At 36.7% G+C, this 22,366-nt stretch carries 15 protein-coding genes and 2 riboswitches; all 15 genes read left to right on the forward strand.

The window, feature by feature from the left end:
• Positions 1 to 66 precede the first annotated feature (66 nt).
• The 15 genes from HWV59_RS08955 (at position 67) to atzF (ending at position 22,253) form a co-directional block, all read left to right on the forward strand.
• Positions 67 to 831: a sugar phosphate isomerase/epimerase family protein gene (locus tag HWV59_RS08955; protein WP_102232219.1), complete on the forward strand. Its 765-nt coding sequence runs from the start codon at positions 67 to 69 to the stop codon at positions 829 to 831.
• A gap of 31 nt (positions 832 to 862) precedes the next feature.
• Entirely contained in the window at positions 863 to 2,167 is a 1,305-nt protein-coding gene (locus tag HWV59_RS08960) for an ABC transporter substrate-binding protein (protein ID WP_175638680.1), read from the forward strand.
• A 52-nt stretch (positions 2,168 to 2,219) separates the two neighbouring features.
• Positions 2,220 to 3,164 (forward strand): carbohydrate ABC transporter permease, encoded by a 945-nt coding sequence (locus tag HWV59_RS08965; RefSeq protein WP_175638681.1) that lies wholly within the window; start codon positions 2,220 to 2,222, stop codon positions 3,162 to 3,164.
• Positions 3,161 to 3,982, forward strand: a complete 822-nt coding sequence (locus tag HWV59_RS08970; protein WP_102232222.1) for a carbohydrate ABC transporter permease — start codon at positions 3,161 to 3,163, stop codon at positions 3,980 to 3,982. Before HWV59_RS08965 ends, HWV59_RS08970 begins: the two co-directional genes overlap by 4 nt.
• A gap of 24 nt (positions 3,983 to 4,006) precedes the next feature.
• Positions 4,007 to 5,047 carry a Gfo/Idh/MocA family protein gene (locus tag HWV59_RS08975; protein WP_175638682.1) on the forward strand — a complete coding sequence of 347 codons (1,041 nt, stop codon included), beginning with the start codon at positions 4,007 to 4,009 and terminating at the stop codon, positions 5,045 to 5,047.
• Between the two features lie 251 nt (positions 5,048 to 5,298).
• Positions 5,299 to 5,991, forward strand: coding sequence for a response regulator transcription factor (locus HWV59_RS08980; protein ID WP_102232224.1), 693 nt, complete (start codon positions 5,299 to 5,301; stop codon positions 5,989 to 5,991).
• On the forward strand, positions 5,969 to 8,176 hold the full coding sequence (locus HWV59_RS08985; protein ID WP_175638683.1) for a sensor histidine kinase: 2,208 nt from the start codon (positions 5,969 to 5,971) through the stop codon (positions 8,174 to 8,176). The genes HWV59_RS08980 and HWV59_RS08985 overlap by 23 nt, the downstream gene beginning before the upstream one ends.
• A 507-nt stretch (positions 8,177 to 8,683) precedes the next feature.
• The gene (ppc, locus tag HWV59_RS08990; protein ID WP_102232226.1) at positions 8,684 to 11,446 is read left to right on the forward strand and encodes a phosphoenolpyruvate carboxylase; all 2,763 of its coding nucleotides are present in this window, start codon (positions 8,684 to 8,686) and stop codon (positions 11,444 to 11,446) included.
• Between the two features lie 308 nt (positions 11,447 to 11,754).
• A complete protein-coding gene (locus HWV59_RS08995; protein ID WP_175638684.1) occupies positions 11,755 to 11,904 on the forward strand; it encodes a hypothetical protein in 150 nt (49 codons plus the stop codon).
• Between the two features lie 281 nt (positions 11,905 to 12,185).
• Complete coding sequence (locus HWV59_RS09000; protein WP_175638685.1) at positions 12,186 to 12,821, forward strand: FMN-dependent NADH-azoreductase; 636 nt, start codon at positions 12,186 to 12,188, stop codon at positions 12,819 to 12,821.
• 211 nt (positions 12,822 to 13,032) lie between these two features.
• A riboswitch (guanidine-I (ykkC/yxkD leader) is annotated at positions 13,033 to 13,143 on the forward strand.
• Between the two features lie 160 nt (positions 13,144 to 13,303).
• Positions 13,304 to 14,674 carry an APC family permease gene (locus HWV59_RS09005; protein ID WP_102232228.1) on the forward strand — a complete coding sequence of 457 codons (1,371 nt, stop codon included), beginning with the start codon at positions 13,304 to 13,306 and terminating at the stop codon, positions 14,672 to 14,674.
• Positions 14,675 to 14,762: 88 nt separating this feature from the next.
• A riboswitch (guanidine-I (ykkC/yxkD leader) is annotated at positions 14,763 to 14,894 on the forward strand.
• Between the two features lie 56 nt (positions 14,895 to 14,950).
• Complete coding sequence (locus HWV59_RS09010) at positions 14,951 to 15,694, forward strand: urea amidolyase associated protein UAAP1 (RefSeq protein WP_102232229.1); 744 nt, start codon at positions 14,951 to 14,953, stop codon at positions 15,692 to 15,694.
• Positions 15,695 to 15,771: 77 nt separating this feature from the next.
• Positions 15,772 to 16,422 carry an urea amidolyase associated protein UAAP2 gene (locus HWV59_RS09015; protein ID WP_175638686.1) on the forward strand — a complete coding sequence of 217 codons (651 nt, stop codon included), beginning with the start codon at positions 15,772 to 15,774 and terminating at the stop codon, positions 16,420 to 16,422.
• 453 nt (positions 16,423 to 16,875) lie between these two features.
• On the forward strand, positions 16,876 to 20,511 hold the full coding sequence (gene uca, locus HWV59_RS09020) for an urea carboxylase (RefSeq protein WP_175638687.1): 3,636 nt from the start codon (positions 16,876 to 16,878) through the stop codon (positions 20,509 to 20,511).
• A complete protein-coding gene (atzF, locus tag HWV59_RS09025; RefSeq protein ID WP_175638688.1) occupies positions 20,508 to 22,253 on the forward strand; it encodes an allophanate hydrolase in 1,746 nt (581 codons plus the stop codon). The genes uca and atzF overlap by 4 nt, the downstream gene beginning before the upstream one ends.
• The last annotated feature ends 113 nt before the right edge of the window (positions 22,254 to 22,366 follow it).

The following is a 22,366-nucleotide window of genomic DNA, read 5'->3' on the forward strand; positions in this document are numbered from 1 at the left end:
TCTTAGAGAAATATAAATATTACTGTAACCGGTTACATACAGATGTGGGAAAAGGAGGATTTATTTATGGTTAATGTTCAATTTAGCTTACAGTTATTCACATTAAGAGAAGAGACTGAAAAAGATTTTATTGGAACATTGGAAAAAGTTGCAAGACTTGGATATCAAGGGGTAGAGTTTGCAGGATATGGAGGATTAACGGCAAGTCAATTAAAAACGGAACTTGATCGCCTAGGTTTAAAAGCAAGCTCCAGCCATGTACAAATTTCTATGCTTGAAAATGAATTAGACCAGGTCATTGAATATCAGCAAATAATAGGTAGTCAACATATTGCATGTCCTGTTCTTCCAACAGAAAGAAGAACAAAAGAAGCTTATTATGAACTTATCCCAATCTTAAATGAAATTGGTCATAAATGTCATGAAGCAGGTATTACGCTTTCTTACCATAATCATGATTTTGAATTAATTGAACTAGATAATGGCAAAAAGCCTTTAGAACTTCTATTAGACGAAACAAATCCTGAATGGGTGAAGGCAGAATTTGATGTGTATTGGTTAACAAAAGCAGGTGAAGATCCTGTTCAATGGTTAAAACGATATCAAGGAAGAACGCCACTTGTTCATCTTAAGGATATGACGTTAGATGGGGAAAAGTTTTTTGCGGAACTAGGAACTGGTGGGGTTAATCTAGATGGGGTACTAAATCAAGGAAAACAATCAAATGTAGAGTGGTTTGTTGTAGAACAGGATAGGTCTAGAAGATCACCTCTAGAGAGCATCGAAATTAGCATGAATTATTTGAAAAATAACCAATTGATCACGATTTAAAGCTCATAACGAAAACAAAGGGGATGGAAGAATGAAGAAATTAATATCTGTTTTCACAATTATGGCTGTTTTACTACTAAGTGCATGTGGGCTCAACGGGGGTGGCGGCTCTACAGAGCAAGCAACATCAGACTCTGGTAAAAGTGAATCAAATGGCGGGAAAAAGACACTTGAATTCTGGCATATTGATCCAGGTGAAAAAGAGGCGGTTTATGAAGAAGCTGTTGCAAGATTCGAGGAAAAACATCCAGATGTCGACGTGAAAGTACTACGAATTCCGAACGATGCGTATAAACAAAAGTTATCAGTTGCCATGTCAGGTAATGATGCACCAGATGTGTTTCACAGCTGGGGTGGCGGCTGGCTAAAGAATTTCGTGGATCAAGGAAAAGTTTATGATATTACAGATGCAACTGATAAATCTCATTTCAATGAGCTTGCTCTTAATAACGCGACCTATGATGGGAAAGTGTATGGCATGCCTTTAAGCTTGACGATTGATGTTATTTTCTATAATAAAGAGCTATTTGAAAAGTTTGGACTTGAGGCACCAAAAACATATGATGAGTTATTAAATGTTATTGATACATTAAAAGAAAATGAAGTTGTCCCAATTGCGCTAGCTAATCAAACAAAATGGCCGGGTGCTTACATCTTTATGAATTTTGCTAGTAGAATTGCTGGACCGGAATTATTTGATAGTGCCTTCAAGCGACAAGGGAGAGGCTTTGATGATCCAGATTATGTTCAGGCTGGAAAATATATTCAAGAACTAGTAGAAAGAGATGCATTCAATCCAGGCTTTAATGGTGTCCCGTATGATGAAGGTCAAGGGCGTCAATTATTATACTCTGGCAAGGCAGCGATGATGGATATGTCCCTTTCTTTCTTAAATAATGTTAGGGAAGAAGCGCCTGAATTTGAGGAGAAAATGGATTTCTTCTTATTCCCAACAGTTCCTGGCGGTAAAGGAGACCAAACTCATGTGGGAGCAAATACAGGTCCAGTTTGGTCTGTAGCACAAAACAGTGAGAATCCAGATTTAGCAACTGAATTGGTAAAAGAACTAACTAGCACAGAAACAGCACAAAACTATACGGATAGAACTGGTTCCTTAGCTGCAGTTAAAGATGTAGTTCCAGCGGATGAATTCACTAAACGTTTTTACGATGTGTTACAACAAGCAACTCACTTACAAATGCCTTATGACCAAACACTTCCACCAGAGTTAGCAGAATTACACAAAGATACAACTCAAGCGATCTTTGGGCTGGACATGACACCTGAGGAAGCAGCAAAGAAAATGGAAGCAAAAGCTAAAGAGGTTTTAGAGTAATACAGTGGGAGGGGGATCTCCCCCTCTTGTTGTAAAAAAAGGAGTGACTGAAATGGATACATCTGTAAAAGTGGCTGAAAATAGGACGATTGTCAAACAGATATCACGTACACAGAAAAAATTAAGAAGCGCTTTAACCATTGGCGCATTCGTTGCCCCAGCGATTATTATTTATGCTGTCTATGTATTGTTCCCGATTTTTTCCACCCTCATGTATAGCTTTTATGAATGGGACGGCATGGGTGTAGGAGTATTTGTAGGATTACAAAATTATGTGGATCTTTTTAAAGACGCAATTTTCTGGAGAGCTCTCACAAATAATACATGGGTTGTATTAACTTCGGTTTTTGCTCAAATCCCTCTAGGTTTAATCATGGCACTTATGTTGTTTGCTCCAATTAAAGGAATTAAATTCTTTGGTAGTGTTTATTTCTTTCCATTTCTCATGTCAACTGTTGCGATCGGTTTGTTATGGGTCTTAATGTTTGATCCAATAAATGGGATTATTAATAGTATCATTAATCTATTTGGCTTTGAAAATGTTTCGTGGCTAAGTGAAACAAATACCGCATTATTTGCTGTATTATTAGTTATCGTTTGGCAATTCGCTCCATTTTATATGATTCTATTTAAGGCTGCCATTGTTGGAATATCTGATGAATTATATGAAGCAGCTGAAATTGATGGTGCAAATCCTTTCCAAAAGTTTTTTCACATTACATTACCGCTTCTCATGCCAACGATTGTAAGCTCTTCTATTCTAGCAATTGTAGGATCGTTAAAAGCGTTTGATATTTTCTATATTATGACAGGTGGAGGTCCTAACCACGGAACGGAATTATTAGGGACTTATATGTTTAAACAGGCGTTTATTAACTTCAATATGGGTTATGCAAGTGCGATTGCCTTTGTTATGTTCTTTTTAGCCTTATTCGTTACGATTATTATTCAGGTGATGGATCATTTACGTAAAAAGAAGGGAGCCTACGGAATATGACGATGGGATTTAAGAAACTACCTCTCTATATGATTGCCGTTATGTTGTTAGTCTTCACTGGTTTTCCTTTCATTTATATGATTTCAACTTCACTCAAGTCACGAAGTCAGTTTTTTGAGGAACCATTTGCATTATTTTCATCGTTTAATTTTGAAAATTTTCAATCTGTTTTTGAAATGGGTTTAACCCGCTACTTTTTAAATAGCATGCTGGTATCCGTTGTAGCTGTTTTTGTTGTAATGCTTGTAGCGGCATTAGCAAGCTACCCTTTAAGCAGAATGAAATTTAAATTAAACAAAGTTTTATTTTTACTATTTATATCAGGAATGATGTTGCCTATCCATGCTACTCTTATCCCGATTTTTAAACTCACACAAAGCATGGGAGTTTTTGATACAGTATGGGCTTTATTAGGACCATATATTGCTTTTAGTCTACCAATCTCAATCTTTATTTTGACTCAGTTTATGCAGGAAATTCCAAAATCATTAGAGGAAGCAGCAAAAATGGATGGTTGTAACCATTTTGGTATCTTCTGGAGAGTGATTTTGCCAATGTTAACACCAGCGTTGATGACCGTATTGATCTATAACTTTATCCACCTATGGAACGAATTTATTTTTGCTCTTGTTTTAATTTCAAGCCCAGAGAACATGACATTACCTTTAGGTCTACAAGACTTTAGAGGAGAGTTCTCAGTTAATATCCCTGGTCTTATGGCCGCCTTAACATTAGCAAGCTTGCCTATCCTTGTTGTGTATCTTTTCTCTCAAGAAAAAGTTGTAAAAGGTTTAGCAGGAGGAGCAGTAAAAGGATAAAACAAATAACTGGAGGATGAAAAAATGTCAAAGATTAAAGTTGGGGTTATTGGTTGTGGTAGTATTGCGAGAAGACGTCACCTAATCGAGTTTGCGAATAATGAAAGTGTTGAAATTGTAGCGGTGTGTGATATTGTGGAAACGCGTGCAGTGGAAATGGCTGAAAAATATGGAGCAATGGCTTATACACACTACGAAGAAGTGCTTCAACTTGAAGAAGTAGATGTAATAAGTGTTTGTTTACCAAATGATCTTCACGCTCCTGTTTCAATTGCAGCATTAAATGCAGGTAAACATGTTCTTTGTGAGAAACCTATGGCTACGTCTAGAAAAGAAGCAGAAGAAATGATAGAAACTGCAAAACGGAATAATAAAACGTTAATGATTGCACATAATCAACGCTTTGTATCATCTCATCAAAAAGTAAAACAGCTAATAGAAAGCGGCGAAATTGGAAAGATTTATAGTTTCAGAACAACGTTTGGTCACCCTGGACCTGAGAAATGGAGCATCGATGGAAGAAATAGCTGGTTCTTTGATAAAAAACAGGCATTCATCGGTGCACTAGGAGATTTAGGAGTCCATAAATCAGATTTAATTCGTTACTTACTAGGAGAAGTGGCGGAGGTTAGTGCATTTGTTGAAACATCTGCGAAAGAAGATACAGACATAGATGATAACGCAGTTGCAGTTTTAAAAATGGAATCAGGTGTTATTGGAACATTAACAGCAAGTTGGTCTTATGTAACGGGTGGTGATAACTCTACTGTTATTTACGCTGAAAATGCTGTATTAAAGTTAGAGGATGACCCGGATCATTCACTAATTGTCCAATATAAAAATGGAGAAGTTGTAAAGTACCAACTTGATAAAATCCAATCAAATGAAGAGGGTGGTCAAACAAATACTCATGTTATAGATCACTTCATAGACGCGATCAGCAATAACAAAGCTCCACTTATTACTGGTGAAGAAGGGAGAAAATCCCTTGATGTTATATTAGCAGCACTTGAATCGAATGAAACGAGAAAAGTGGTGAAGGTAAATAAAATTCCAGTTGCATAAACATTACTAAAAGTGAGTCTTATAAAGGCTCACTTTTTCTTTTTGTTCTTTATTTTAAAAATTATCTTTGGATATGTTTGCTTAATGTTGCAATTAGTGGATTGAAGCATTATTCAACAGAAAAATTTAATATTGCCCATTCTTAAGAAATTCTTCATTTTTCCCATACCTTTATATTAAGAACTTCTGTTTATACTGAGAACATCCGAAGTAAATTAAACATGGTATACTTTCGAAGGGAGGTTAGAGAGATGAACAATTATACTGTGCTAGTTGTAGATGATGATAAAGAAATCCGTGAGGCGATTGAAATATATTTAAAAAATGAAGGTTTGACTGTGTTATTAGCTGGTGATGGCGTAGAGGCAATTGAACGTTTAAGAGAAAGTGAAGTTCACTTAATCATTCTTGATGTCATGATGCCAAGAATGGATGGAATTTCTGCAACGTTTAAAATTCGTGAGCAAAAAAACATTCCGATAATTATTTTGAGTGCAAAAAGTGAAGATACAGATAAGATTCTAGGTTTACAAGTTGGAGCGGATGATTATGTGACCAAACCCTTTAATCCTTTAGAACTTATAGCACGAGTGAAGTCTCAACTTCGAAGATATGTAAAATTAGGTCACTTTGAAGGAAGAAATCGAACGATAGATTTAAACGGTTTAACGATCGATCAGGAGGCAAAGGAAGTGGCTGTGAACGGAGAGGCTGTAAAATTAACTCCGATTGAATATAAAATTGTTGAATTATTAATGATGAATGCTGGTCGTGTGTTCTCTATTTCGGAAATTTACGAACGTGTGTGGCAGGAACCATGTTATAACGCGGAAAATACGGTGGCTGTCCACATTCGAAAAATTCGCGAAAAAATTGAAATCGACCCTAAAAATCCAAGATATTTAAAGGTGGTATGGGGCATTGGATACAAAATGGAAAAATAGAGTGGTCATGCTTTTATGGTTGATTTTGTTTACATATGGAATTAGTGGGGTGTTAACCGCACTTGTAAATGATAATGATTATTTAAAGACAAACTATTTTAAAACTTCACAATATGAAAGTACCGTCGGAACATTCATGAGTTATCTTCAGGCATTTGAGTTTTCTTATCAACAGAAGGAAGAGGTTAAAAGAAACCTTACAGTTGCTCAGGAAGAAATCGATGAATATCGTTATCGTTATGGTGAGTTAACTGATCAAATCCAGAGCATAAAGGATCAGTATCAATATAAAATTGAAGAGGCTAAAGCAAGTGGAAATGAAGATGTTGCCAATGTTTATATAAAAGAACGTGACACAAAACTTGAAGACATAACCAAAAACTTTGAAAGTGATGAATATGTTGAAGAAAAAATTATAAAAGAAAAAGAAAAAAGAGTGGATGAATATTATAAAGAATTAGAAGGATATCGAAATGATTACAAAGTATATGATGAGGCATTTGCCTATTATTTAAAAAATACAGCCACAGGTGAGATCTATACAAATCTACCGTCTAAGAATACTAGGGAAGCCGATGCAGCTTTTAAGGCTGAAAATATGCTTTATGTAAACTCCTACCCTGCTAACAATGTCAATTATTTAGGTGTTCGAGAAGAATCACTTATTTATGGCTACGAAGATGTTATGACAAATATAAATACAAATGCTTTATATGAAGGGAAAATTGGACTTCGTAAAGGTGTATCAAATGCAAATCCCATCATGGCTTCTTACCATAATTTTAATGATCACAGAATTGTATTCTGGATTTATTCGATTGGTGCCCTCTTGTCACTTATAATTAGCATCATTATGGCAAGAAAAATGGCAATTTTTCAAAGAATAAAATCCCATAGCTTAAAGAAATATTATGATCGTTTACCAATTGATGTGACCTTTGGGTTGTTTGGAATCACAGCAATCATTTCCTTACTATTAATTGATGAGTTCCCTCATTATTATGACTATTTTTCTTTTAGGGACCTGCTATATAGATTTTTTATGATGGTCTTTTTTCTAGGAATAACAATTGTCCAATGGATATATTTATTACCAATATTAAAAGAAATACATTCAAATAAAGGGTTGCTAAAACATTCAATTACGTATCACCTAATGAAAATGATTCGGGATGCATTTTCAAATCGCAGAGTGGGAACTCAAGTGTTCCTTGTTCTGACAATCGTGTTTATGTTTGGCTTAGGAGCTGCTGTAGTGGTTGTTGAACCGAGGTTTTTACTTATCTACTTTCCAGCACTGCTTGTAGTGGCCTTGCCGATGTTCATTTTCTTGATAAAAAGAATTGGATACTATAATAAGATTATCCGACATACATCTTCCCTAACAAAGGGACAATTTGAAGCAGATTTGAAGGTTGTTGGAAAAACTTCTCTTGCTACTCTCGCCAGGGATATTAATCAATTAAAACATGGTGTGAAAACCTCGCGGAAAGAACAGGTGAAGAGCGAGCGATTGAAAACTGAATTAATTACAAATGTAAGCCATGATCTGCGGACACCCTTAACATCCATCATTACGTATTCTGAGTTATTAAAAAATGGGGAGCTTTCAGATGATGAACGTTCAACATATATTGAAATAATTGATCGTAAGTCAAAAAGATTAAAAGTGCTAATTGATGATTTATTTGAAGCATCGAAAATGGCCAGTGGAAACATTGAATTATCGAAGGCAAAGGTTGATGTTGTCCAACTTCTTCAACAGGCTCTTGCTGAATACAATGAAACAATTCAGTCTTCAACTGTTCAATTTCGTGTAACAAATCCTGATACACCTGTTTTTGCATATATAGATGGACAAAAGTTGTGGAGAGTTTTTGAAAATTTAATAGGAAATATACTGAAATATTCTTTAGAGAATACAAGGGCATATATAGCTATTAAGCTTGAAAATCAACAAATTTTGATCACGTTTAAAAATATTTCAAAGTATGAACTTAGTGATGATATTAATGAATTATTTGAAAGGTTTAAACGTGGAGATGAATCACGTCATACGGAAGGATCCGGTTTAGGTTTAGCCATAGCAAAATCAATTATTGATCTGCACGAAGGACAACTGGAAATTGATGTTGATGGAGATTTATTTAAAGTGACAATCATTTTAGATGCTTTAGATTCATAATTTATAAAAAAGACAGTTTCTATAGAGCTGTCTTTTTATCTTTTGGAAGAGAAAATTTATTCAATTTGATTTAGGTTGATTAAGGGGGCTAGCACATTTGATCAGTTTCTTACATAACTTTAACCAACACCTTACAGTAACTTTACAATAGCTTACTAAAATTTAGGTAACAGATCTTTTGGAAGAGAAAACCTATATGAAATGATAGGCTAGCATTTTTAAAGTAATTTTTTTACCCTCTTTAATAGGTTCTTAGTAACGAATTTATTGAAATGTGTATTCTCGACAAATAATATTTTCATTTATAAATTAAGGATTACATATATAAAATAGAGTGTTTTTATATAAAATTTGAGATAATGATACGTAAATTAGATAGAAAAGGTCAAATTCATCGTATATAGATATCAATTTCGTGAAATTTAGATGAAAATTTCTTCGAATAATGATATGATAGAATTATCTTAATATTTAATAGAATAATAAAATCTTTGGGAAGGTGACAAAATGACAACAAGAATAGAAGCGAATGACAGCAGTCTTCCGTTACGCCGTGATGTAAAATCTCTAGGGCATATTCTAGGTGAAATTATTGTTCATCATGGAGGAACGGAACTACTTGATAAAGTTGAAAAATTAAGAATGATGGCGAAGTCTCTTCGAAGTAATTTCGATAAACAGGTCTATGACGAAATGAAAAATGAAATTGTGAATTTAGATCCGCCGATGCGAAAGCAAATCATTCGAGCTTTTTCGATTTATTTCCATCTTATTAATGCCGCAGAATCTAATCACCGAATACGTCGTCGTCGTGAATATCAGCTCCAAGATGATCATGTAGTCCAATCCGCATCAATTGAAAGTGCCATTCTTTCTTTAAAGGAAAATAACATTGATGAGGAAACGATCCAAAATGTCTTGAACACATTATCTCTTGAACTTGTGATTACTGCGCATCCTACGGAAGCAACTAAGCGTTCAGTTATTGAGATTCAAAAACGAATTAGCAATATATTGAAAAATCTTGACAATACAATGTTAACGAAGAAAGAACGCAAAAAATTAGAGGATAGTTTGTTAAATGAGGTAACAATTTTATGGCAAACAGATGAGCTGCGTCATCGAAAGCCAACTGTTATGGATGAAGTTCGTAATGGTCTGTATTACTTTGACCAAACATTCTTTGATGTATTACCGGATATTCACCAAGACCTTGAGGAAGGACTTTCTGAACAATTCCCTGATCATATATGGAATGTGCCGAATTTCTTACGCTTTGGATCCTGGATTGGTGGAGATAGAGATGGAAACCCGAATGTAACACCGGAAGTTTCGTGGGAAACATTAGAAAGCCACCGTGAGCTTGTTCTCAAAAAGTATAGAGAGTCATTAATTGAAGCTATGAAGCGCTTCAGCCATTCTTCTACACGTGTAGAAATCAGTCAAGAGCTGATCTCAAATGTTGAGAAAGAAGAGGAACTATACTTACCTGCTGAAAAACGGTGGACAGTTGAAACAGAAGTTTATCGCCGTAAAATCGCTATCATATTAGCTCGACTGGAAGAAGTTGGAAAATCTGATATCGGGTATAAAGCTGCAGACGAGCTACTGGATGACCTTTATTTAATTCAGAGAAGTGTTGATGCACATCAACCGGCAAGACGCGAATTGAAAATGCTAAAGAAATTTATTCGCCAAGTACAGTTATTTGGGTTCCATTTAGCAACACTTGATATTCGAAATCACAGCGGTGAGCATGAAGCAGCGATTACTGAAATTTTACGTAAAGTAAAAGTAGCAGATGATTATGCAGCACTTAGTGAAGAAGAAAAAATAAAAGTATTGGAAAATGTTCTAAAGGATCCACGCCCTGTATTACTTTTAAACGAAGATTATTCAAAAGAAACACAGGAAATGTTAAAAGTCTTTACAATGATCAAGAAAGCACATGAAACATTCGGGAAAAAATCAATTCTTGTGTATTTAGTAAGTATGACACAAGCTGCAAGCGATCTTCTTGAAGTGTTAGTTTTGGCTAAAGAAGCTGGTATTTATCGATTACATGCAGACGGCTCAGTGGAAAGTCATTTAAATGTTGCTCCACTTCTTGAAACGGTGGATGATTTAATTGCGGGTCCTAAAATTATGGAGACATTATTTACGATGGATGTATATCGCAATCATTTAAAAATTCATGGTGATTCTCAGGAAATCATGCTTGGATATTCAGATGGAAGTAAAGATGGTGGAACACTTACAGCAAACTGGAAGCTATATAATGCACAGCTTGAAATCCATGATATGGCGAAAAGCTATAATATCGGGTTGAAATTCTTCCATGGACGCGGAGGTTCTTTAGGTCGTGGCGGCGGTCCGCTGAACCGTAGTATTTTATCACAACCTGCAGAAACATTGGGTGATGGTGTTAAAATTACTGAGCAGGGTGAGGTTTTATCTTCACGTTATTTAATTGAGGATATTGCTTATCGTAGTTTAGAGCAAGCAACTTCTACCTTAATTGAAGCTTCTGTTAACTTATCAAAAGAATCAGAGCAGCAGCATTTACGTGAACAAGCATGGGAAAATGCTATGGAAGAAATCTCAAATGTTTCCTTGAAAAAGTACCAATCACTCGTTTTCCAAGACCCTGATTTCTTAACATATTTTACAGAGGCAACACCTTTAAATGAATTAGGAGAATTAAACATTGGTTCACGACCAATGAAACGTAAAAACCGTAATCGTTTTGAGGATTTACGTGCGATTCCTTGGGTATTTGCATGGACACAAAGTCGTCAGCTATTACCTGCTTGGTATGCAGCTGGTACAGGGTTGGAGGATTTTGCATCTAAGAGTGAAGAAAACTTACAGCTTTTAAAACGTATGTACAATGAATGGACATTCTTCCGCTCCACAATTGACAATCTGCAAATGGCATTAATGAAGGCAGATATTACAACTGCCAAGGAATATACATCTCTAGTGAATAATAAAGAAATAGCAGATCGTATCTTTGGAAATATCATGGAAGAATATGAAAAAACAAAGGCAATTCTTCTCCAAATTACTGATGATGAAGAATTATTAGATCATACACCAAATATTAAAGAATCTGTACACCGTAGAAACCCATATGTTGATCCGTTAAACTTCTTACAAGTAGAACTCATTAAGCAACTTCGTCAGCAAGAAGAGCCTAATGAAGAATTATTAACAGAAGTATTATTGACCATTAGCGGTATTGCAGCAGGTCTACGTAACACAGGCTGATATAAAATAATTAGTAAAGACTGTCGAGTAATCGGCGGTCTTTTTGTATGGAAAAAGATGAAAACATTCTTTGAAAAGCAAATCAAGCAAAATAGTGGTGGAGTTTATTTATTAATAAGTATAAATTCTTCATCCAAAATAAAACATGATGTTGTTATAAAACCTTCCATACAAAGAAATTATCACAAACAACAACTTTACTATCGTTACGAAAAGAAATGAAATTTTGAGCTAGTATTTTTCTTTAATAATCTGTAAGATAAATGTAAACACTATCATTGGAAAAAAGAATTAATAGGGGGATAATTATGAATCAGAAACCACTTCATTATGATGGAAGCAGTTTATTAGATTTTACTTCATCTAATGAAACAACTGACACCCATTCAGGTGAGATCACAGATGAAATGAGAAAGAATATTGCAGGAAACCCATACGTTATAAACATAAATGAATAGTTTCTTAAAAGGATTTGCTTACAACAGCAAGTCCTTTTCTAATGTGGAGAAGGGGACATACCAGGAAAAGCTGGATCAAATTGATCAAGCAACTCAAAAATAGTCTTTATAAAAAATTGATTGGCAACTTGTATTCTCAATTTTCTATTTTAACGATCCTGAATTTACTTGGTCACTGGTATAGTCGGAGAAAATCTTTTTAGTTATTCCTTATCTTTCTGTTTATTTTCACTATTTTGTATCAAACTATAATGACTTAAAAATAGAAAGGTAAGATGAAAATGGCAAAAATATTATATATAACAGCACACCCACATGACGATAAGGTTTCATTTAGTATGGCAGCAGGGAAAGCATTTATTGATTCGTACAGAGAAGCCAACCCTAACGACGAAATTGTTCATATTGATTTATACAAAGAACATATTCCTCATATTGATGTTGACGTATTTAGCGGCTGGGGAAAATTACAAACAGGCAAAGGTTTTGAAGAGTTATCAGAAGAGGAAAAAACAAAAGTTGGCAGACTTAATGAATTAAGTGAACAGTTTATCTCCGGGGACAAATATGTATTTGTTACTCCATTGTGGAACTTTTCCTTTCCACCAGTTATGAAAGCATATATTGATTCTGTTGCTGTAGCAGGAAAAACGTTTAAATACACAGCTGAAGGTCCAATTGGTTTATTAACAGATAAAAAAGCACTTCATATTCAAGCAAGAGGGGGTATTTATTCCGAAGGACCAGCTGCAGAAGTTGAAATGGGTCATCGCTATTTAAGTGTAATCATGAATTTCTTCGGAGTACCTTCGTTTGAAGGATTATTTATTGAAGGTCACAACGCAATGCCTGATAAAGCCGAAGAAATTAAAACAAACGGAATTGCACGTGCAAAAGATTTAGCAAAGACTTTTTAAATTTTTAAAGTTATCAACTTAATATATCAGAAGGGTGCTAATAATAGCGCTCTTTTTGTATTTTATTGTGACAATTCTTCTATGCACTTTGTGGAAGAAACTATGTCAGAAATTGTTACATACTAATTGCGAGACATCTTTTTCCTCTCTATACTACAACTTAACAGCCAATCAATTAACTGCATAAAGGTTCACTATCTATTTTGTGAGCGAAAAAGCTGCCTAGGGTTCCGTTGGTCATATGACTAAGGCTGGTCCAAGAGGGAGCGTATAAAAAACAAACTGTTTTTTATATACACGGAAGGACAAAAGCCTGGGAGATGACCTCTCCCAGGCTTTTATTTTTTTCCTCTAAAAGCGATTATCCCTTTTCACTCAAAATATTTTACCAGGTAGTAAGCAAGATAGTTTCCGCACACATGACATTGTGCATTTGTTTAAGTTATTAATTCAGAATATTCAGTTATAAAGGAGAGGTTTTCATGAAGACAGAAACTCCGGAATTAATAAAATCACTCAATACGTTTGGTGTTGTTTTTTTAGGGCTCGCATGGATGACACCTATGATCTTTTTTACAGTTTATGGGGTTGCATTTGAGGCAGCTGGAGGGATGCTTGCTGCTGCTTATGTTGTAGCATTTATAGCTATTTTCTTTACTGCTTATAGCTACAGTAGAATGGTGAAGGCTTACCCAATTTCAGGCTCTGCTTACACATATACTAAAAAAGCAGTTAATCAAAAGATGGGATTTTTAGTAGGATGGGCCTTGCTTTTAGATTATATTGTTTCCCCTATCATTGCGTGTTTGACTTTTGGCCTTTTTTTAAATGCACAGTTTCCAAGTATCCCGGTGTATGTATGGATTATAGTATTAAACTTGATTTTAGCATTTGTTAATATTATAGGAATTAAATCTGTTGCTAGAGTAAGTGGATTTTCTGTTATTTTCCAAGTGATCTTTATTGTGTTCTTTTGTGTGTTTGTTACTAAGGATATTCTCACTGGTGGAGATGGCATGGCGTTATTCTCAATGCAACCTTTCATTTCCAGTGACTTTTCAATCGGAACAATTTTCTCTGGGGCAGCTCTAATATGCTTTTGTTTTCTAGGGTTTGATGCCGTGACAACAATGGCAGAAGAAACAGTTAATCCCCGAAAAACGATCCCAAGAGCTATCTTTTTAATTGTTTGTATTGCCGCTGTATTATATATTGCGATTGCATATTTAACTGAGATCGCTTATCCGGACTTCACGTTTGTTAATGTGGACACCGCTTCAGCTGAATTGATTCAAATGGTGGGAGGCAATTTACTAAGTGCAATCTTTACAACAGTATTAATTGTTGCAACTTTTACTCAAGGTGTTTCATCTGTAACGAGTGTAACAAGATTTTTATTTGCTCTAGGACGAGAATCAATATTGCCTAACAAAGTATTTGGATATATTCATCCAAAATTTAAAACTCCTGTCTTAAATATCGTGTTTGTTACGATTATTTCGTTTTTCTCAATTGCAATTGATTTAGATACGGCTGTCACATTTGTAAGCTTTGGTGCTTTAACAGCATTTACGTTTGTAAATATTTCTGTGATTGCACATTACTATGTTCGTCAAAAACAGCGAACAATAAAAGACACCTTTTTATATTTATTATTTCCACTAGTTGGTGCTTGTTTTATTGGATGGTTGTTAACACTTCTTGAAAGACAAACACTCTTCATAGGGATTGGATGGATTGTGGTAGGATTTATTTATTTAGGAATTCGAACAAGTTTCCTTAAAAAGCCTATAACTGATGTAGTGGAAGAAAAAGTAGCAATCTCAAATCAGCTAACTGAAAAAAGTATGTAAGGAAATCTAACACAACAGTTTGAAAATCTAACAATGCAAACTATACTGAATATACAGAATAGTTAAATAAAGCTTCTCAACTGAGAAGGAAAAAGCTGTCTAGGGTTCCGTTCTTGTTATGAATCTCCCCTCATTCAAACAAGTGGTCTGGACCGAGAGAGAGCGTATGGCTATATTAGTAAAATAGCTATATACACGGAAGGATAAAAGCCTGGGAGACATTGATCTCCCGGGCTTTTATCTTTTTTTATTTAAAATTAAAGGAGGAAACTTCATATGAATAGCATTTTTAATAAAACAATCCCTGCTGGTGGAAAATGGTCAGGAATAATTGGCAAAGGAAAATTAGTACGTTTCACTGCATTAGGTGATAGAGCAAATTTATCAACCCTCATGTACACCGGCCAAAACTTAACTGAACGATATAATATGCCAGATACATTGAAAGCACAGCATACCTCACATTTAACTAAAGGCCATGTCCTTATAAGTGATAACGGAAGAGTTTTAGCAAGCATTGTTGAGGATAATTTAGGCTGGCATGATAGCATATCCGGTTATACAACACGAAAGCAAACGGACGAAAAGTATGGTCTGACGACTTATCAGGAATTACGAAATGACTGGTTAAGAAGTGGTGAAGAAAATTTCTCTGTAGAGCTCGTTAGAAATGGGCTTGGAGTACGTGATATTGTACCTGTTTTGAATTTATTTTCAAAAGTGTATTGTGATGAAAATGGAAATATGCACTTTGTGGAAGACCACTGCAAAGAAGGAGCAACTGTAACACTTAGAACTGAAATGGACACATTATTTGTTTTTTCAAATACACCAAACCCTTTGGACCAAAGTCATCAATATTCTTCTGTACCGATCAAAATCGAAGTCCTTGAGGCTAATCCAGTAGAAGATGATGATGTTTGTGTAACCTTCCGTCCGGAAAATCGAAGAGCTTTTGAAAATACATGGGAATACCACGCATTGCTAGGTGAATCAATAAAAACAGTTATGTTGAAATAAAAGAATTCTAGAAGGATATAAATGGGAACAGAATTTTATATTTGTTAACTCAAAGATATCAAAAGGAGGAAGAGATTATGGCAATTTTAAACTATACAGAAAGCCCGAGAAAAGTAGAAGAAGCAATCTATGATCATGTGATTCCGGCAGGAGATGGGTGGATGCATGCATTACAACCTGGTCAGGTTTTAAGAATCATAGACTTAGAAGGAAACCAAGCTGCGGATACACTTTTTTATCATGCAGAAGATCCTGAAGATCACTATAGTGCAGTGGCAACGATTGCAGGACAGCAAAATATTTACCTATCTACCGGTACTGTTTTACGATCTGAATCAAATAAAGAGCTATTAAAAATTGTGGCAGATACATGTGGTAGACATGATACGTTAGGTGGTGCCTGTTCGGCTCAAAGTAATACAGTGCGTTATTCACATGATACATTACCAATGCATAACTGTCGCGACACATTCATGCTACAACTGTCACAATATGATGAACAATTTACAAAGCGTGACTTAGCACCAAATATTAATTTCTTTATGAATGTACCTGTTACACCAGAGGGTGGTCTTACATTTGCTGACGGAGTTTCAGCTCCTGGAAGATACGTCGAAGTCCAATCGATTGTAAAAACAATTGCGTTAATTAGTAACTGTCCACAGCTGAATAATCCATGTAACGCTTATAATCCGACACCAGTACGAGTATTGATTTGGGATAAGTAGATTAGGATTTTTATGGTGAGGTGATGAAGGACAAAACTCTGTAGAGAGGGTGGAGAAAAGTCCTTTATAGCAGGGATGAAGGACAAAACTCGGTGGAGTAGGTAGAGAAAAGTCCTTCATAGCAGGGATGAAGGACAAAACTGGTTGGAGAAGGTGTAGAAAAGTCCTTCATAGCAGGGATGAAGGACAAAACTCGGTAGAGAAGGTAGAGAAAAGTCCTACATAGCAGGGATGAAGGGCAAAACTGGTTGGAGAAGGTGTAGAAAAGTCCTTCATAGCAGGGATGAAGGACAAAACTCGGTGGAGTAGGTGGAGAAAAGTCTTTCATAACAGGGATGAAGGACAAAACTTGGTAAAGAAGGTAGAGAAAAGTCCTTCATAATGTTAATCATAGATTAAACGCATACGAGAATGGTTGTTCATATAAAAACATCGCTAGAAGGAGTGTGTCACATGTTTAATAAAGTACTAATCGCAAACCGTGGAGCCATTGCGGTAAGAATAGAGCGAACATTGAAAAAACTTGGAGTTAAGTCTGTAGCGGTATATACAAAAGCTGACCAAGACAGTTTACATGTTGATGGAGCAAATGAAGCCGTTTTGATCGGTGAAGGAGCAGCAAAGGATAGCTATTTAAATGCAGAGTTAATTCTAAAAACAGCCATTGAAACAGGGGCAGAGGCCATTCATCCGGGCTATGGATTTTTAAGTGAAAATGCTGATTTTGCCCGCGCATGTCAAGAAAATGGAATTACCTTTATCGGTCCATCACCAGAGCAAATGGAACTGTTTGGGTTGAAACACTCTGCGAGGGAAATTGCGGAAAAAGCTGGAGTACCAATGCTTTCAGGTACCAATTTAATTGACAGCTTAGAAATGGCGATAGAGCAGGCGAATAATATCGGATATCCTGTTATTTTAAAAAGTACAGCAGGTGGCGGCGGAATTGGGATGCGTGTTTGTGACAACGAAACAGCTTTACGTACTGCATATGACGGAGTCCGCCATTTAGCAGAAACAAACTTTAACAATGGTGGTTTATTTTTAGAGAAATACATTGCAAAGGCAAGACATGTGGAGGTGCAAATTTTCGGTAATGGGTTTGGAGAAGTTGTCACTTTAGGTGAACGTGATTGCTCAATTCAACGTCGAAATCAAAAGGTAATCGAAGAAAGTCCTGCTCCAAAGTTATCTGAAGACGTTCGTCAGAACATGTTTGCTGCAGCAAAAAGGTTAGCTGAAGAAGTTGGCTATAAAAGTGCTGGGACAGTTGAATTTTTATATGATCCTGAGTCATGTGAATTTTATTTTCTGGAAGTGAACACTCGTTTGCAGGTAGAGCATGGCGTAACAGAGGAAGTTTTAGGTGTAGATCTAGTAGAGTGGATGATTAAAGAGGCTGCGGGTGAACTGAAGAATTTACAGAGTCTTGTGCCAAAACCAACAGGACATAGTATTCAAGCCCGTATTTATGCAGAGGATTGTCATCATGATTTCCGTCCAAGTGCGGGTCAGTTGGATCAAGTGATTTTATCAGATCTTGCTCGTAATGAAACATGGGTGAGAGATGGAATTACCGTTACCTCTTTATACGATCCAATGCTTGCAAAAATCATCGTCCATGGAAAAGATCGCAAAGACGCTATTCAAAAACTGATCAAAGCTTTAAGTGAAACACGCATGTATGGAATTACAACAAATCTCCAATATTTACAAGCATTATTGCATGAAGAGGAGTGTATAGCAGGTGATGTATACACAAGAATGCTAAACAGCTTTAAAGCAGTCGAAAATGCGATTGAAGTCATCGATGGCGGCATTCAAACCACGATTCAGGATTGGCCGGGAAGAAAAGGTCACTGGGACGTAGGGGTTCCACCTTGTGGTCCAATGGATCCATGGTCCTTCCGAATTGGAAATAAATTATTAGGAAATGATGACAGCGCACCTGGGCTCGAATTTACTCTTCGAGGCGGGTCTTATCAGTTTAGAAATGATATGTGGTTCTGCTTAACTGGGGCTGATATGGAAGCAAAGCTTGATGGAGAAGAGATTTCATTATATAAGCCGGTTTTGGCTAAGAAAGGACAAATCTTATCATTTGGTGAAACAAAAGTAGGGATGAGAACCTATATGCTTGTTTCCGGCGGATTTGATATGCCCAAGATTTTAGGAAGTTCCTCAACTTTTACGCTGGGAAACTTTGGGGGTCACGGAGGGAGAGGGCTTCGTACAGGAGATGTTCTTGGTGTTCATAACTCTGGTACACCAGTTGGAAAAGAAGTAGTTCCAATAGTTCATCAACCAAATATCAATAGAACATGGACGATTGGTGTTATTCCTGGTCCGCATTGTACAGAAGAATTTTTACAGCCGGATTATTTAAAACAATTAACTGATACAAAGTGGGAAATTCATTTTAATAGCTCCCGTACAGGTGTGCGACTTGTTGGTCCGAAGCCACTCTGGACACGTGAGGATGGGGGAGAAGCAGGCTTACATCCTTCCAATATTCATGATAATGCATACGCAATTGGTACCCTTGATTTAACAGGTGATATGCCAATATTACTTGGTCCTGATGGTCCTAGTCTTGGTGGATTTGTTTGCCCAGTAACAACAGCTTCAGCCGAGTTTTGGAAAATTGGTCAGCTTCATCCCGGAGATACAGTTCAATTCAAACTAATCACACTTGAAGAAGCAGATCGCTTACGCAAGCTCCAAGAAATGAATCTGCATGCAATCGGGGAAAACAATTTATCACAGTTACAAGAAGTCCAGTTAGCAGAGCCTGAAATAGAGATAACATCAGCATACCCGGTTTTAGCTAGGGAGACAATTGATCGACAAATTCCGATTACAATTCGCTGTAGCGGAGATGAAAATATACTCGTGGAATATGGGGACATGGAACTTGATTTATTACTTCGATTTCAGGCACATGTTCTTATGGATCGCATACAAAAAAGCAATGAAATTCCAGTTTTAGATTTAACTCCAGGAATTCGTTCGTTACAAATTCATATCGACGCATCAAAAATGACAGTAAAAGATGCAGCTAAAAAGGTTTTAGAGATTGATCATAGTTTGCCGCCGCTTGATACGATACAAGTACCATCTAGAATTGTCCGTCTTCCACTTTCATGGAATGATCCTTCAGTACAATTAGCAACAGAACGCTATCAGCAAAATGTTCGTCAGGATGCCCCATGGTGTCCGGATAATCTTGAATTCATTAGACGAATAAATGGTTTGGGCAGTATAGAAGATGTAAAGAATGTTGTGTTTGATGCCAGTTATTTAGTTCTGGGCTTAGGTGATGTTTATTTGGGAGCACCAGTTGCAACACCGATAGATCCTCGTCATCGACTCGTTACTACAAAGTATAACCCTGCACGTACATGGACTCCGGAAAATGCAGTTGGAATTGGTGGAGCATACATGTGTGTGTATGGAATGGAGGGGCCGGGAGGATATCAATTTGTTGGGCGCACAATCCAAGTGTGGAATAAGCTCAGATCAACTAAAAGCTTTGAACCAGGTATGCCGTGGTTATTACGCTTTTTTGATCAAATTCAATTTTATCCAGTGGAAGCAGATGAATTACTTCAAATGCGTGAGGATGTCCTTCGAGGTCGTTTTGAAGTTGATATTACAGAAACTACCTTTGATCTTGGAGAGTACTTGACCTTCCAAGAGGAAATTAAAGAAAGTGCCATCCAATTCAAACAACGTCAACAGACTGCTTTCAATGAGGAAAGGGAAAGATGGAAGGAACAAGGAATTGAAGAGCATGTTTCTGAAGCCGACTCATTATCTTCAGGTGAAGAAGACATACTTCCTCCGGGTGCAATACCTGTGAATTGTTCAATGCCTGGAAGTGTGTGGAAAGTTCTAGTATCTCCAGGTCAACGAGTGAAAAAAGGCGAAGTTCTCATCATTGAAGAAAGCATGAAAATGGAGTTTCCTCAAACAGCTCCTTGTGATGGTGAAATTGCTGAGATTTATGTAAAGCCTGGGGATTCAGTGCATGCTGGACAATTAATCGTAAGTCTATATGACGAAAAAAAGGTAGGTGTGGCACAATGAGCAAAGTGAAAATTTCAACGAAGTTAACGTTCAGCTGGCTACGTGAAACATATGAAAAACATCAATTAACACCAGAAGAAGTGATTGAAGAAATTATCAAACGTTCAAAACAAGACGAAGATATGAACATTTGGATTACACCTCCAAACATGGAACATATTAAGCCGTATTTAGAGCGTTTATCTGAGATAGATTTTGACTCTTTTCCATTATGGGGAATCCCCTTTGCGATAAAGGATAATATCGATTTAGCAAATGTCCCAACAACAGCTGGATGTGCAGAATTTAGCTATATTCCTACTGAACATTCAACTGTTGTTGAGAGATTAATAGAGGCAGGTGCAATTCCAGTAGGTAAAACCAATTTAGATCAATTTGCAACAGGGTTAGTTGGAACCCGAAGTCCTTATGGTGAAACACATAACTCTTTGCGTCCAGAGCTTATAAGTGGAGGGTCAAGCTCTGGGTCTGCCGTTTCTGTTGCAAGAGGTCAGGCAGCTTTTGCTTTAGGAACAGATACAGCTGGTTCAGGACGCGTACCTGCTGCGCTTAACGATCTGGTTGGCTTAAAGCCAAGTTTAGGTGCGTGGCCTACAAAAGGAGTTGTACCAGCATGTGCAAGTCTTGATTGTGTAACAGTATTTTCACATCAATTAGAAGATGCCTACCAAGTAGATGCTGTGGCTAGGGGCTTGGATCAAAATGATCCTTGGTCCCGGGATCTGCCGGTACCTCTAGCGAAGCTTCCAAAAAAAATCTGCTTACCAAAGGATTCCATCTCTTTTTATGGACCTTATGCAAATGAGTATCAAAACGCTTGGAATCAGACTGTTGAGCAATTGAAGAAGCTTCCAGTTTCAATCGAATATATTGATTATGAATTTTTCCGTGAGGCAGCAGCCATTCTTTATGACGGACCATTTGTAGCGGAAAGGTGGGCTGAATTAGGGGGATTTATTACGAATCATCCCGATGTAGCTTTCCCGGTAACTGAGAAAGTTCTTCGTTCCGGAGCTCTGCCAAAATATGATGCAGCATCTGTGTTTCACTCCTTGCACAAATTACAAGAATTCAAAAGGAAAACTCAGATTCTATTAAAAGATGCTGTACTTGTTACACCAACAGCAGGAGGTACTTGGACACGCGATCAAGTCCGGGAAGATCCGGTAAAAACGAACAGTGATATGGGATTGTATACAAATCACTGCAATTTACTTGATTTAAGTGCAGTAGCTGTTCAGGCAGGTGAAGCTGATGAAAATCTTCCGTTTGGTATTACTTTCTTTGCATTAACTCATGAGGAAGGCTTAATTGCAGGTGCAGCAGAGGCATTTGTTACTAAGAGTAAACCAAAACAAAGAACGATTGAAATCGCAGTATGTGGTCTGCATATGCGAGGTTTCCCACTTGAAAAACAAATGCTGCAATTTGGTGCATCCTTTGTTCGTGAAGAGGTCACAGCGGAAAAATATCAATTTATTAAACTGCCAACAGAACCGGAAAAACCTGGTTTAATTAAGAAAAAAACAGGTGGAAATACTATTGAATTGGAAATATGGGATATGCCGCTTTCATCCTTGGGAGAATTTGCTGCGTTGATTCCAGCTCCCCTTGGAATCGGAAAAGTGGAGCTGCAAGATGGCACTGAAGTTTCAGGATTTATATGTGAAGGCTATGCAGCAGAAGAAGCGGAAGATATCTCTGGGGCAGGGAGCTGGAGAAGAATTCCTCTAAATATTTAAAATGAGAATGATATATATATCCCCAATGTTTGCGAACGTTGGGGGTTTTACATTTATTGAATTAGATTGTTAATGATATAAAACCCTTGTATATTATTAATCGTATGCAGGAC

The sequence above is a fragment of the Metabacillus schmidteae genome (genome assembly GCF_903166545.1).
Taxonomy (GTDB): domain Bacteria; phylum Bacillota; class Bacilli; order Bacillales; family Bacillaceae; genus Metabacillus; species Metabacillus schmidteae.